The organism is Tsuneonella sp. HG249, from assembly GCF_053819205.1.
This window is the reverse complement of record NZ_JBSOQY010000001.1, coordinates 697,916-711,641: the sequence shown is the minus strand read 5'-3', so window position 1 is coordinate 711,641 and position 13,726 is coordinate 697,916. Positions and strand designations below refer to the sequence as shown.

At 66.6% G+C, this 13,726-nt stretch carries 11 protein-coding genes; 7 read left to right on the top strand and 4 right to left on the bottom strand.

Annotated features, from left to right (window positions below; all coding sequences use genetic code 11):
* The first annotated feature begins 23 nt into the window (after positions 1-23).
* Positions 24-2,699, top strand: coding sequence for an aconitate hydratase AcnA (gene acnA / locus ACWPM1_RS03470; RefSeq protein WP_455693446.1), 2,676 nt, complete (start codon positions 24-26; stop codon positions 2,697-2,699).
* A gap of 71 nt (positions 2,700-2,770) precedes the next feature.
* On the opposite strand, the gene ACWPM1_RS03465 is transcribed toward acnA, so the two are convergent.
* On the bottom strand, positions 2,771-2,965 hold the full coding sequence (locus tag ACWPM1_RS03465; protein WP_455693445.1) for a PEP-CTERM sorting domain-containing protein: 195 nt from the start codon (positions 2,963-2,965) through the stop codon (positions 2,771-2,773).
* Between the two features lies 1 nt (position 2,966).
* Between ACWPM1_RS03465 and ACWPM1_RS03460 the strand changes: the two genes are divergently transcribed.
* Positions 2,967-3,548 carry a hypothetical protein gene (locus ACWPM1_RS03460; RefSeq protein ID WP_455693444.1) on the top strand — a complete coding sequence of 194 codons (582 nt, stop codon included), beginning with the start codon at positions 2,967-2,969 and terminating at the stop codon, positions 3,546-3,548.
* 544 nt (positions 3,549-4,092) lie between these two features.
* Here ACWPM1_RS03460 and ruvB read toward each other — a convergent pair.
* From ruvB to ruvA, 3 genes are all read right to left on the bottom strand, one after another.
* The gene (ruvB, locus tag ACWPM1_RS03455) at positions 4,093-5,124 is read right to left on the bottom strand and encodes a Holliday junction branch migration DNA helicase RuvB (protein ID WP_455693443.1); all 1,032 of its coding nucleotides are present in this window, start codon (positions 5,122-5,124) and stop codon (positions 4,093-4,095) included.
* Positions 5,121-5,543, bottom strand: coding sequence for a DoxX family protein (locus ACWPM1_RS03450; RefSeq protein ID WP_455693442.1), 423 nt, complete (start codon positions 5,541-5,543; stop codon positions 5,121-5,123). Before ACWPM1_RS03450 ends, ruvB begins: the two co-directional genes overlap by 4 nt.
* A 94-nt stretch (positions 5,544-5,637) precedes the next feature.
* Complete coding sequence (gene ruvA, locus ACWPM1_RS03445; RefSeq protein ID WP_455693441.1) at positions 5,638-6,234, bottom strand: Holliday junction branch migration protein RuvA; 597 nt, start codon at positions 6,232-6,234, stop codon at positions 5,638-5,640.
* A 275-nt stretch (positions 6,235-6,509) separates the two neighbouring features.
* Between ruvA and aroC the strand changes: the two genes are divergently transcribed.
* From aroC to katG, 5 genes are all read left to right on the top strand, one after another.
* Positions 6,510-7,577, top strand: coding sequence for a chorismate synthase (gene aroC, locus ACWPM1_RS03440; RefSeq protein WP_455693440.1), 1,068 nt, complete (start codon positions 6,510-6,512; stop codon positions 7,575-7,577).
* A 113-nt stretch (positions 7,578-7,690) separates the two neighbouring features.
* The gene (locus ACWPM1_RS03435) at positions 7,691-8,902 is read left to right on the top strand and encodes a vanadium-dependent haloperoxidase (RefSeq protein ID WP_455693439.1); all 1,212 of its coding nucleotides are present in this window, start codon (positions 7,691-7,693) and stop codon (positions 8,900-8,902) included.
* A gap of 148 nt (positions 8,903-9,050) precedes the next feature.
* Positions 9,051-9,617, top strand: coding sequence for an alkyl hydroperoxide reductase subunit C (gene ahpC / locus ACWPM1_RS03430; RefSeq protein WP_455693438.1), 567 nt, complete (start codon positions 9,051-9,053; stop codon positions 9,615-9,617).
* A 146-nt stretch (positions 9,618-9,763) separates the two neighbouring features.
* Complete coding sequence (gene ahpF, locus ACWPM1_RS03425) at positions 9,764-11,344, top strand: alkyl hydroperoxide reductase subunit F (RefSeq protein ID WP_455693437.1); 1,581 nt, start codon at positions 9,764-9,766, stop codon at positions 11,342-11,344.
* 129 nt (positions 11,345-11,473) lie between these two features.
* A complete protein-coding gene (katG, locus tag ACWPM1_RS03420) occupies positions 11,474-13,708 on the top strand; it encodes a catalase/peroxidase HPI (RefSeq protein WP_455693436.1) in 2,235 nt (744 codons plus the stop codon).
* The last annotated feature ends 18 nt before the right edge of the window (positions 13,709-13,726 follow it).

Here is a 13,726-nt window from a genome sequence, read left to right as displayed (position 1 = left end):
TATTTCGAAGGACACGGCAAGGCATGACCCAGGTCGGCAAGGACTCGCTCCGCACCCGCAGCACGTTGACGGTGGGGGGCAAGGACTACGCCTATTACTCGCTTGCCAAGGCGGCGGAGACGATCGGCGACGTCAGCCGCCTGCCGTTCAGCATGAAGGTGCTGCTCGAGAACCTGCTGCGGTTCGAGGACGCCGGCTTCACGGTCTCGGTCGGGCACATCCAGGCGCTCGCGGACTGGCAGCGCAATCCCGCTACCGGGGGCGAGATCCAGTACCGCCCGGCGCGAGTGCTGATGCAGGATTTCACCGGAGTGCCCTGCGTGGTGGATCTCGCGGCCATGCGTGACGCTATCGCCAAGCTCGGCGGCGACACCAAGAAGATCAACCCGCTGGTCCCGGTGCACCTCGTGATCGACCACTCGGTGATGGTCGACGAGTTCGGCCACCCCAAGGCGTTCGAGCAGAACGTCGACCTCGAATATGCTCGTAACGCCGAGCGCTACGACTTCCTCAAGTGGGGCTCGAAGAGCCTCGACAACTTCGCCGCGGTGCCGCCCGGCACGGGCATCTGCCACCAGGTGAACCTCGAGCACATTGCACAGGCCGTGTGGACAAGCATGGACCAGAACGGCGCGATGGTTGCCTACCCCGACACCTGCGTTGGCACCGACAGCCACACGACGATGATCAACGGCCTCGGCGTGCTGGGCTGGGGCGTGGGCGGGATCGAGGCCGAAGCGGCGATGCTCGGCCAGCCCGTTTCGATGCTGATCCCCGAGGTCGTCGGCTTCAAGATGACGGGCGAACTTGCCGAGGGTGTCACCGCGACCGACCTCGTGTTGACCGCCACCCAGATGCTGCGCGCCCGCGGCGTCGTGGGGCGGTTCGTGGAGTATTTCGGTTCGGGCCTCGCCTCGCTCAGCCTCGCCGACCGCGCGACGCTTGCCAACATGGCGCCCGAATACGGCGCCACCTGCGGTTTCTTCGGTATCGACCACAAGACGCTCGAATACCTCCGCCTCACCGGCCGAGCCGACGACCAGATCGCGCTGGTCGAAGCCTACGCCAAGGAACAGGGCCTGTGGATCGATCCCACCGCGGAGGATCCCGTGTTCACCGATACGCTCGAGCTCGATCTCGGCTCGGTGGTTCCCAGCCTTGCGGGACCGAAGCGCCCGCAGGACAAGGTGGTGCTTACCGAGGTCGACGAACTGTTCAATGGCCAGCTCAAGGAGATCTACGGCAAGTCGTCCCCCAAGCGTACGCCGGTAGCAGGCAAAGACCACGACATCGGCGACGGCGACGTGGTGATTGCGGCGATTACCAGCTGCACCAACACCTCGAATCCGGACGTACTGATCGCCGCGGGGCTCGTCGCCAAGAAGGCCAATGAGCGCGGCCTCAAGCCCAAGCCGTGGGTCAAGACCAGCCTCGCCCCAGGTTCGCAGGTCGTCACCGATTACCTTATCAAGGCCGGCTTGCAGAAGCACCTCGACGCCATCGGGTTCGACCTCGTGGGCTACGGCTGCACCACCTGCATCGGCAACTCCGGTCCCCTCGCGGAGCCGATCTCGGACGCGATCAACCAGAACGATCTCGTCGCCGCTAGCGTGCTCTCGGGCAACCGCAACTTCGAAGGCCGCGTCAGCCCTGACGTCCGCGCGAACTTCCTCGCCTCGCCGCCGTTGGTGGTAGCCTATGCGCTCAAGGGCACGGTGACGGAGGATCTGATCAACAGCCCGATCGGTATCGGCACCGATGGCGCGGACGTCTATCTCAAGGACATCTGGCCGACCAACGAAGAGATCTCCCAGCTTCGTATGAGCTCGATCAACCGCGAGATGTTCGTGTCGCGCTACGCCGATGTCTACAAGGGCGACAAGCACTGGCAGGCGATCGACGTCACCGGGTCGGACACCTACCAGTGGCGCGCCGGCAGCACCTACATCGCCAACCCGCCGTACTTCGAGGGGATGGAAATGACCCCCTCGCCGGTGACCGACATCATCGATGCGAAGCCGCTGGCGATCCTTGGAGATTCAGTCACCACCGATCACATTTCACCCGCCGGTTCGATCAAGGCCGATAGTCCGGCAGGCACCTTCCTGCAGGAGCACCAGGTCGCCAAGGCCGACTTCAACTCCTACGGCAGCCGCCGCGGCAACCACGAGGTGATGATGCGCGGCACTTTCGCCAACATCCGCATCAAGAACGAGATGGTCCCCGGAGTTGAGGGCGGGATGACCCGCTACAACGGGGAGACCATGGCGATCTACGACGCCGCGATGAAGCACAAGGCAGACGGCACGCCGCTGGTGATCCTGGCGGGCAAGGAATATGGCACCGGCTCCAGCCGCGATTGGGCAGCGAAGGGCACCAACCTGCTGGGCGTGCGCGCGGTGATCGTCGAGAGCTTCGAGCGCATCCACCGCTCGAACCTTGTCGGCATGGGCGTGCTGCCGCTGCAGTTCCGCGACGGCGAGAGTCGGAGCTCGCTCGGCCTGACGGGGGATGATGCCTTCACCATCACCGGGCTTGCCGACATCCAGCCGGGCCAGGACGTCGAGGTCCAGGTAACCAAGCCCGACGGCAGCAAGACCAGCTTCATCGCCAGGTGCCGGATCGATACCGCAAACGAGCTCGAATACTACTTCAACGGCGGCATCCTGCACTACGTTCTGCGCAAGTTGGCCGCCTAAGGCTCAGGCACGAAAAAGGGGCGGCTCCCTTGCGGGAAGCCGCCCCTCCGCTCGGCGGTCTGCTTCGAGGCTCAGTCCGCCTGCTTGGCCTTTTTCTTGCGCCGGGCGAATACCGCCGCGGCGGCCGCACCGAACAGGATGGTCATCGGCGGCGCCGGGACCGGCGTCCCGCTGCTCGTGCCATGCCAGCCGCTCGATCCGTGATGCCCGCCGCTCGATGAACTGGACGACGAGGTCGACGACGAGGTCGAGGTGCTGCTTGTCACGTTGCCCGAGGTTGACGTGCTGGTGGAGACATTGCCCGAGGTCGATGTCGACGAGGACACGTTGCCCGAGGAGCTCGACGACACATTGCCGGAGGTCGATGACGAACTCGTGCTCGTCACGTTGCCTGAACTCGATGTGCTGGTGCTAGTAATCCCACCGCTGGAGGTCGAGGTGGAGGTCGACCCGCCTGTCGTGGTAGAAGTGAAACCGCCGGTCGAGGTCGAGGTCGAGCCACCGCTGGTGCTGGTGCTGGACCCGCCGCTCGACGTCGAGGTCGAGCCACCGCTGGTGCTAGAGCCGCCCGTCGATGTCGAGGTCGAGCCCCCATTGTTCGAGTTGTCGATGTCTATGACGATGCCGCCCGATGAGCTCGAGCTGCCCGAGCTCGAACCGCTGGTGGTAGTCGAGGTACTGACGACGACACTGCCGCCGCCGCTCGATCCGCCGCCGAAGAAGCCGCCGAAGAACCCGCCGCCTACGCCGCCGAAGCCGCCGCTTCCGCCGATGACGGTGACGCCGCCGCCGCTGCCACCGGCGACCGGCGCCGGTGCGGGAAGGGCAATCGGCGCCATGGCGTATTGATAGACCGGCGGACAGGCCATCTCGGTTTCAGAGTAGATGCCGCCCGAGGTCGCGCCGTATGCGCCGATCTGCGCCGGGCCGGCCGGCACGCATTCGACTTCGCGCTTCACGATACGCCGCTTGTGCTGGATTGGGCGGGCCACTTGGCGTCGCACCACCGGGCGCTTCTTGACGTAGCGGACCGGCTGGACCTTGCTCGACTTCACCGATCGCAGCGAGGTGGCATTGGCCTGGGTCTCGGCGACATGGAGCGCGCCGCCAGTAAGGAGCGCAGTGCCCGCAGCGGTGGCGGACAGTTTTGCCAGGGCCATCTTGACCGACATAAGCTGAGCTCTCGTTTCCTCTCGGGCCGCCCGCCGGGTGAGTCCGGTGGATGCGCCCTGTCTGGCAAGGAAACGCCGCCGGATGCGCAACGGCAACGGAATTAACCAAGAATTACCGTCGCATGGGGCGATTTCGGGGTTCCGGGGTGCCCCGCGGCGAGGGGTTGTCCCATAACGGAACCGCTTCAGGCTCCCGATTAAGCCTTAACGCCTAACGGGACTTACTTCCCTTCGTCGAACAAGCCGGTCTGGCTCCCTGTCGGCGGGGTCATGCCGAGGTGAGTCCATCCCGCGTCGTTGAGGCACCGCCCGCGCGCGGTGCGCGCGACCAGTCCGAGCTGGATGAGATACGGCTCGACCACTTCCTCGATCGTGTCGCGCGGCTCGGCGAGGCCGGCGGCAAGCGTTTCCACCCCCACTGGCCCGCCCTTGTAGATCCCGGCGATCATTTTGAGGTAGCGGCGGTCCATCGCGTCGAGCCCGAGATTGTCAATCTCAAGCCGGGTGAGTGCTGCGTCGGCGACACCGGCCGTCACCGCGCCGTCGCCACCGACATGCGCGAAGTCGCGTACGCGGCGCAGCAGCCGCCCCGCCACCCGCGGCGTGCCGCGCGAACGGCGGGCGATCTCGCGCGCCCCGCCCGGGCCCAGCTCCAGCCCGAGCAGCCGGGCACCGCGCGTCACCACACGTTCGAGCTCGTCGACGGTGTAGAAGATCAGCCGCACCGGGATGCCGAAGCGATCGCGCAGGGGCGTGGTCAACAGGCCCTGCCGCGTGGTCGCGCCGATCAGGGTGAACGGCGGCAGGTCGATTCGCACGCTCCGCGCCGAGGGCCCTTCGCCGATGATCAGGTCGAGCGCACGGTCCTCCATCGCTGGATAGAGCACTTCCTCGACCACCGGATTGAGCCGGTGGATCTCGTCGATGAACAGCACATCGTTGGCTTCGAGATTGGTCAGCAGCGCCGCCAGATCGCCTGCCTTGCCGATCACCGGCCCGCTGGTGGCGCGGAATCCCACCCCCAGTTCGCGCGCGACGATTTGCGCCAGCGTGGTCTTGCCCAGCCCGGGCGGGCCGAAGAACAGCACGTGATCCATCGCCTCGCCGCGTCCGCGCGCGGCATCGACGAACACCCGCAGGTTCTCCCGCGCCGCCTCCTGCCCGACGAACTCGCCCAGGCTCTTCGGACGCAGCGCCGCGTCGGGATCGTCGGGGCGCCGCTCCGGCGCGGTGAGGCGGTCGTCGTCGATCAACGGCGCTTGGATCCGAACATCGCGTCGAGCCCGAACTTGCCCGAGCCGGCGGCGGCGAAGTGCAGCCCGAGAAACACTAGGATCAGCGCCGGCCACCACCCGCGGAAGGGCTCATTGAAGTGCACCATCAGCACCGCAACCACGAAGTTCGCCGCGATCACCAGGCCCGAGAGCCGCGTGAACAGCCCGAGAATCAGCAGCACGCCGCAGCCGAACTGCACCGCCACCGAGAGCGGCGCCATCACCGCCGGGGCAGGAAAGCCGAACTGGTCGAGGAACTTGACGAACTCCGCCATCCGCGCGGCGCTTGAGACGTTGTCCCAGGTTTCGTGTACGAGGAAGACGCCGGTGAGTGCACGCAAGGCGAACAAGGTAAGGTCGCTCCAGCGCGACAGGTGGTTTAGCATTAGAGCTTTCATGTGGTCCCCCTCCATTGACGCGCCACGCATAACGCCGTGGCAGACCCAATGAAGCGTCGGATCTTCCGGTATGCGGGATTCCTCGACGGATGGCTCACCCCGCCGCCCTCTTCAGCGCCACGCGGATCAAGTCGCCCTCGCCCGCACCTTCGCCAAGTTCATCGATCGCGCGAGCCACGGCCTGCGCCGCGATGGCGGGTTTGAAGCCGAGGTTCTGCAACGCGCTGAGGGCGTCGGCACTAGCCCCGCCCTTCGGCAGCGCGGCGGCAGCGCCGGGAGCGGTCGGCAGCGCACCGGCCTTGTCCTTGAGCTCATTGACGATGCGGCTCGCCAGCTTCGGCCCCACCCCTTGCGCCCGCGCCACCGTGGGAGCATCCTGGGCGGCGCAAGCGCGTTGGAGATCTTCGGTCGAGAGCGCGGAGAGGATCGCCAGGCCGACTTTGCTGCCCACGCCCTGCACCTGGGTCAGCAGGCGAAACCAGTCGCGTTCGCCCGCGGTGGCGAAGCCGAGCAGGCGCATGTCGTTCTCGGAAACCTGCAGGTCGGTGAAGACGGTGCAACCCTCACCCGTTTCGCCGAGCGCCGACAGCGTGCGCGCCGAACAATGGACGAGATAGCCCACGCCCGCGACGTCGATCACCGCCCAGTCGGCACCGGTCTCGTCGAGCAGGCCCTTCAGCTTGGCAATCATGCTTTGTTCCTGCCCGAGCCTTGCGCGTTTGGCCAGCGCCGCGCCCGACTCGTCCACCGCGCCGGTATTGTAGGACTTGGCACACCTGGCACACTGTTCAGGGCAAGAAATTTCACCCTCGCATAGCTCGCCAGAATTCGGGTCGGGGAATGGGCGATCTGCAGCATCCAGCCGTGTTGGCAGAATGCAGGCGTGTAGGAAAATTTTCGCCCGCCCTAGCAATGCGTTTCGCGTGGGCGCTCGACACACACCGCGCTTTCAGCAAAGTGGGGCCCATGAGCTGGAACACTTTCGGCCGCGCGCTGCGGATGACCACCTGGGGCGAAAGCCACGGGCCGGCCCTGGGCGCGATCGTCGATGGGTGCCCCCCGGGTCTGACTTTGTCCGAAGCCGACATCCAGCCGTTCCTCGACGCGCGGCGGCCGGGGCAGAACAAGTTCACCACCCAGCGGCAGGAGCCCGACGCGGTGCGCGTTCTCTCGGGAACGTTCGAAGGCAAGACCACGGGCACTCCGATCAGCCTGATGATCGAGAACGTCGATCAGCGATCGAAGGATTACTCCGAGGTCGCCAAGGCGTACCGCCCCGGCCACGCCGACTACGCTTACGACGCCAAGTACGGCTTCCGCGACTACCGCGGCGGCGGGCGCAGCTCGGCGCGCGAGACCGCGGCGCGGGTAGCGGCGGGCGCGGTCGCGCGGCTGGTGATCCCGGAAGTGCGGATCGAGGCCTATGTGGTCGAGATCGGCGGCGACGCCATCGACCGCGCGGCGTTCGACTTCGATGAAGCCGGCAACAACCCGTTCTGGTCCCCCGACGCCGCAGCCGCCGAGCGCTGGGCCCAGGCGGTGGACGAGGCGCGGCTGAAGGGGTCCTCGCTCGGCGCCGTGGTCGAATGCGTCGCGCACGGAGTTCCCGCCGGCTGGGGCGCGCCGATCTACGCCAAGCTCGACGCCGACCTCGCCGCAGCGATGATGGGGATCAACGCGGTCAAGGCCGTCGAGATCGGCGACGGCTTCGCCGCTGCGCGCCTGACTGGCGAGGCGAACGCCGACTCCATGCGGCCCGGAAACGACGGCCCCCGTTTCGAGGCCAATCATGCGGGCGGCATCGCCGGCGGCATCTCGACCAGCCAGCCGGTGGTGGTGCGCGTGGCGTTCAAGCCGACCAGCTCGATCCTCACCCCGGTCGAAACGATCGACCGCGAGGGCAACGCCACCGAGATCCGCACCAAGGGCCGCCACGACCCCTGCGTCGGCATTCGCGGAACGCCCGTCGTCGCCGCGATGATGGCGCTGGTACTCGCCGACCACAAGCTGCTGCACCGAGCGCAGTGCGGGTAGCCACCGTCAGGCCGAATTAACGGAAACGGGCTCTTTACGCGGCCCCTGCGGCATGCGAACCAAGGCCACATAAACAGGCGGGTCGTCCTACTTCTTATCTGAGGGGACGGGAGATGAAGCTAGCCATCCTGGGCGCCGTCGCGGCGTGCGCCGTCGCGGCTCCTGCCAGCGCCGATGTCGTCAGCGACTGGGCCGAGTTGCAGACCATTGCAGACCGGGCCGAATCCGATCCCATGGCCCCTTTCGACCCGGCCAAGATTTCCGCTTATGGCCGGCTTACGCTGGCGATGTTCGAAGCGGCCAATGCGGCCGACCCCCGTTACCGCTCTTACCTCGGCATCGAGCGCGCCCCGCGAGGCGCATCGGTGGACGCGGCCGTCGCGAGCGCGGCGCATGCTGTACTGACGAATCTCTACGCAGGGCAGAAGAAGTCGCTCGACGACGCGCTCACGCTCGCGCTCGGCAATGTTCCCGAAGGCAAGGCCAAGGCCGATGGAGTCGCGCTGGGCAAGAGGGCCGCCGAGGAAGCGCTCAAACGCGGCGGGTGGGACGACAAGGCCAGGCTGTCGTATTACCGCCCGACCGGCCCCGCCGGACGCTGGGCTCCGAGCAACGTGCCCTTCCCCGCCGAGATGTCGGCCGGTCGGCCGTGGTTCCTCACCAGCCTGACCCAGTTCCGGATCGCCGAGCCGCCGCCGCTCGCCAGCGGGGCGTGGGCCGCGTCCTTCAACGAGGTGAAAAAGATCGGCGCGCGCGAGAGCAAGGCGCGCACTCCCGCCGAAACCATTAAGGCGCGCTTCTGGGCGTTCTATGAACTCGACCCCGTGCTGCGCCAGATCGCCAGCCAGCCCGGCCGTAGCGTAGTGCGCAACGCGCGCATGTACGCGCAGTGGGCGATGGCCGCCGACGACATGGATTTCGTCATGGCGGAAGGGAAGCTGCACCACATGTTCTGGCGGCCGATCAACGCGATCCGCACCGCCGACAGCGACGGCAACGACGCGACCGAGGCGGAACCGGGTTGGGTGCCACTGCTGAACACCCCGAACCAGCCCGAGTACCCGTGCGGCCACTGCATGTTCGCGAACCTGACTGCGACCGTGCTGGCGGCGGAAGGGCCCCCGCCGCCAGGAGGATACGCCTTCACCACCGAACGGATGCCGGGCGTCCGCATCACCGTCCCCGACCTCGCGACTTATGCGCGCGAGGTGTCCTATTCCCGGATTCTCGCAGGGGTCCACTTCCGCATGACCAACGATATCAGCGACGACCTCGGACGAAGGCTGGCCTTGCACGCGATGGAGAGGTTCGCGCCGCCGCTGTAGTGCACAGGGGCAGCCCACTTTCCGAAAAGTGCGCGCCACTGATTAAAAATTTCGATGTTCGCAATCGCAACAATGATCTTTGCTGCGAAGCGGTAAACCCTATCTCCGCCTCGGAATTCAACCGCATCCGAACTGGAGATCGACAACAATGGGTATCATCGGCAGCAACCTGAAGCCGTTCACCGCCACCGCGTTCAAGGCTGGCGAGAAGTTCTACGACGTTAGCGAGCAGGACGTGCTCGGCAAGTGGGCGGTGTTCTTTTTCTACCCGGCCGACTTCACTTTCGTCTGCCCGACCGAACTGGAAGACCTCGGCGAGCACTACGCCCAGTTGCAGAAGCTCGGGGTGGAAGTGTTCGCTGTGTCGACCGACACCCACTTCAGCCATAAGGCGTGGGCGGACAGCTCGGAGCGGATCGGCAAGCTGACCTTCCCGTTCCTCGGCGACCAGAACCACGCGCTGTCGAACAACTTCGGCGTCCTGCGCGAAGGCCAGGGACTTGCCGACCGGGCGACGTTCGTGGTCGACCCCGACGGCGTGATTCAGTTGGTCGAGATCACCAGCGAAGGCGTCGGCCGCAATGCCAACGAACTGGTCCGCAAGATCCGCGCCGCGCAGTACGTGCGCGAGAACCCCGGACAGGTCTGCCCGGCCGCGTGGGAACAGGGTGAAGAGACCCTCGCCCCAAGCCTGGACCTTGTCGGCAAGCTCTAACGAGTACCCGGGGCGCCCTCCCCCCTCAAGCAAGGCGCCCCGGCAAGAGCCCGAGTTCGAACTCGGGTCGCTGGAAGGCCCGGGGCGATCCCTCGAAACGCGCCCCGGGCCTTTTGCCTTCAGGAATAAACAGGATTCGCAAGACCATGCTCGACGCCGCGATGCAGACCCAGCTCAAGAGCTACCTCGCCAACTTGCGCGAGCCGATCGATCTCGTCGCATCGCTGGGTGACGACGCCAAATCGGCGCAGACGCGCGAGCTGATCGGCGAGATCGCGGAACTGCACGAGATGGTCAGCGCCAGCTTCGACGGCGACGATGCGCGCAAGCCGAGCTTCATCATCCGCCGCGCGAACGATCCCGCCAAGTGGGTGCGCTTCGCCGGCCTGCCGATGGGGCACGAGTTCACTTCGCTCGTGCTAGCGCTGCTGTGGGCCGGCGGGCATCCGCCCAAGGTCGCGCCCGAACTGCTCGAACAAGCGCGGGAGCTAGAGGGCGACTATGCGTTCGAGATGTACTTCTCGCTGTCGTGCCACAATTGCCCGGACGTGGTGCAAGCGCTCACGCTGATGGCATTCGAGAACCCGCGCGTGACCGCCACCCTGATCGAAGGCGGGACGTTCCAGGCCGAGGTGGAGGAACGAGGCGTGATGGCGGTGCCGGCTACCTTCCTGAACGGCGAGCCGTTCTGGAACGGCAAGCTGGAGCTGGCCGAGGTCCTCGACAAGCTGGATACGGGCGCGAGCGACAAGCTCGCCGCGACGCTTTCCGCCAAGCCGCCGTTCGAGGTACTGGTGATCGGGGGCGGCCCGGCCGGGGTCGCCTCGGCGATCTACACGGCGCGCAAAGGTTTCACGACCGGCATCGCCGCCGAGCGTTTCGGCGGGCAGCTCAACGACACCCTCGGCATCGAAAACCTGCCCGGCACCGTCTACACCCAAGGGCCCAGGCTCGCGGGCGAGCTCAAGGGCCAGGTCGACGCCAACGCGATCGACCTCGTGAATTTGGCCGAGGCGGAACGGCTGGTGCCCGCACGGCAGGCGGGCGGCCTCCACACGGTCCACTTCGCCGGCGGCGGCACGCTCGTGACGCGTAGCCTGATCCTCGCCACCGGCGCGCGCTGGCGCTCGCTCGGGGTGCCGGGAGAGGCCGAGTATCGCAACAAGGGCGTCGCCTACTGCCCCCACTGCGACGGGCCCTTGTTCAAGGGCAAGCGTATCGCGGTGGTGGGCGGCGGCAACTCGGGAGTCGAGGCGGCGATCGACCTCGCCAAGATCGTCGATCACGTCACCCTGATCGAATTCGACACCAAGCTGCGGGCCGATGCGGTGCTCCAGTCCAAGCTCCGCAGCCTCGGCAACGTCGACGTCGTGACCGGCGCCCAGACCACCCAGGTTCTCGGAGCCGGGGGGAAAGTGACCGGGCTGGTGTGGAAGGATCGCGCGACATGCGTTGAGCGGACGATCGATCTCGCCGGCGTGTTCGTTCAGATCGGCCTGGTGCCCAATACCGAGTGGCTGAAAGACAGCGGTCTCGAGCTGTCGCCCTTCGGCGAGATCGTCACCGACGAAGAAGGGCGCACCAGCATCCCTGGCGTGTTCGCTGCGGGCGACGCGACCACCGTTCCCTACAAGCAGATCGTCGTCGCGATGGGAGAGGGCTCGAAGGCGGCGCTGGCGGCGTTCGACTACCTCATCCGGAACGAGCCGGTCGCCCAGGCCGCTTGAGCGTCCATTTATCGTCTGCATCGCTCAATAAGTCCCAATTAATCGATTGGACGATTGATCCGGCAAGGGGCATCGTCTTGCCACAAACGGGGCGCAGCAGCGCCTCGAGAGCAAGAGGAGAGCCTGACCATGGACGCCAAAACCGGATCGATCGGCAACGGAGGCGGCCCCGACAGCAATGGGGGCTGCCCGTTCGACTCCAGCGTGCGTAGCCTGCTCGGCCGCACCAACCGCGATTGGTGGCCGCAGGCTCTCGCGGTCGACATCCTCGCCCCCAATGGCCCGTCGAATCCGATGGGCGACGACTACGACTACGCCGAGGCGTTCAACGCTCTCGACTACAACGCGCTGAAGCAGGACCTCACCGCGCTGATGACCGACAGCCAGCCGTGGTGGCCGGCAGACTACGGTCATTACGGCCCGTTCTTTATCCGCATGGCCTGGCACGCGGCGGGCACCTATCGCACCGGCGACGGCCGCGGCGGCGCCAATAGCGGCCAGCAGCGCTTCGCCCCGCTCGATTCGTGGCCCGACAACGGCAACCTCGACAAGGCGCGGCGCCTGCTGTGGCCGATCAAGCAGAAGTACGGCCGCCACATCTCGTGGGCTGACCTGTTCATTCTCGCCGGCAATGTCGCGATCGAGTCGATGGGCGGCCCGGTGTTCGGCTTCGGCGGCGGCCGCGCCGACGTGTTCGAGCCGGAGAAGGACATCTACTGGGGCGAGGAAGACAAGTGGGTCAACGAAGGCGTCGAGACTCGCCTGCGCCCCGAGGAAGGCTACCACGAGCTCGACGGACCCCTGGCGGCGATCCAGATGGGCCTGATCTACGTCAATCCAGAAGGCCCGGGCGGCAACCCGGATCCCCTCCAGTCCGCGCGCGACATCAAGGTGACTTTCGAGCGCATGGCGATGAACCACGAAGAGACTGTCGCGCTCACCGCCGGCGGGCATACTTTCGGCAAGGCGCACGGCAACGGCGACGCCTCGCTGCTCGGCGCAGCCCCGGCGGGCGGCGATCTCGCCGCGTTGGGCTTCGGCTGGGTCTCGAGCCACGAGAGCGGCGGTATCGGCGAGCACACCGTGACCAGCGGCATCGAAGGATCGTGGGTCAACACGCCCACCGAGTGGAGCGAGAACTACTTCCGCCTGTTGCTCGACTACGAATACGAGCTCGTCCGTAGCCCGGCGGGCGCACAGCAGTGGCAGCCGATCAATCAGCGCGAAGAGGACATGGCGCCGGCCGCCTGGGATCCCAACATCAAGGTCCCGACGATGATGACCACCGCCGACATGGCGCTGCGAGAGGACCCCGAGCTGCGCGCGATCAGCGAGAAGTTCCGCAACGACCACGAGGCGTTCAAGGACGCCTTCGCGCGCGCGTGGTTCAAGCTGACCCACCGCGACATGGGCCCCAAGGTCCGTTACCTCGGCCCGGAAGTCCCGTCCGAGGACTTGATCTGGCAGGACCCGGTTCCGGCCGGCACTACGCCGTCCGACGCCGACGTTCAGGCCGTGAAGGCCAAGATCCGCGACAGCGGGCTGACCGTCAGCCAGTTGATCAAGACGGCCTGGGCCTCGGCCTCGACGTACCGCAAGTCGGACCACCGCGGCGGCGCCAACGGCGCGCGCGTCGCGCTCGAGCCGCAGAGGACCTGGGACGTCAACGAGCCCGAGATGCTCGCCAAGGTGATCGATACGCTCAACGGACTGCGCGGCTCGATGAGCCTCGCCGATGCGATCGTGCTCGGCGGCGTGGTGGGCCTCGAGAAGGCGATCGCCGACGCCGGGTTCAACGTGCCAGTGCCGTTCACCGGCGGGCGCGGCGACGCCACGCAGGAGGAGACCGACGTCGACAGCTTCAAGGTGCTTGAACCCGAAGCGGATGCGTTCCGGAACTACCAGCCCAAACGGCTGCGGGTGCTGACCGAGGAGATGATGCTCGACCGCGCCAGCCTGCTCGGCCTGTCCTCGCCCGAGATGGTGGTGCTGGTCGGCGGCTTGCGGGTGCTCGGCGCCAACCACGGCGAGCGCGGCCACGGCCACCTCACCAAGCGTTCGGGTCAACTCACCAACGACTTCTTCGTCAACCTGCTCGACATGACCAATGTCTGGAAGGCGGTCGAAGGGAGCGACGACCAGGAGTTCATCGCCACCGACCGCACCGGCGGCGGCGAGACCTGGCGAGCAACCCGCGCAGACCTCATCTTCGGCTCGAACTCGGAACTGCGCGCGGTGGCGGAGGTCTATGCCGAGAAGGGCCACGAGGAGAAGTTCGTGAAGGACTTCGTCAAGGCGTGGACCAAGGTGATGGACGCCGACCGCTTCGACATCCGCTGCGCGAAATACCACAAGGCGGCCTGACCCCCTTTTCAGGGTTCG

Coding starts and splice junctions, on each gene's coding strand:
- acnA (WP_455693446.1), top strand. CDS start 24: ATGACCCAGGTCGGCAAGGACTCGCTCCGCACCCGCAGCACGTTGACG.
- ACWPM1_RS03450 (WP_455693442.1), bottom strand. CDS start 5,543: ATGAAAGCTCTAATGCTAAACCACCTGTCGCGCTGGAGCGACCTTACC.
- ruvA (WP_455693441.1), bottom strand. CDS start 6,234: ATGATTGCCAAGCTGAAGGGCCTGCTCGACGAGACCGGTGCCGACTGG.
- aroC (WP_455693440.1), top strand. CDS start 6,510: ATGAGCTGGAACACTTTCGGCCGCGCGCTGCGGATGACCACCTGGGGC.
- ACWPM1_RS03435 (WP_455693439.1), top strand. CDS start 7,691: ATGAAGCTAGCCATCCTGGGCGCCGTCGCGGCGTGCGCCGTCGCGGCT.
- ahpC (WP_455693438.1), top strand. CDS start 9,051: ATGGGTATCATCGGCAGCAACCTGAAGCCGTTCACCGCCACCGCGTTC.
- ahpF (WP_455693437.1), top strand. CDS start 9,764: ATGCTCGACGCCGCGATGCAGACCCAGCTCAAGAGCTACCTCGCCAAC.
- katG (WP_455693436.1), top strand. CDS start 11,474: ATGGACGCCAAAACCGGATCGATCGGCAACGGAGGCGGCCCCGACAGC.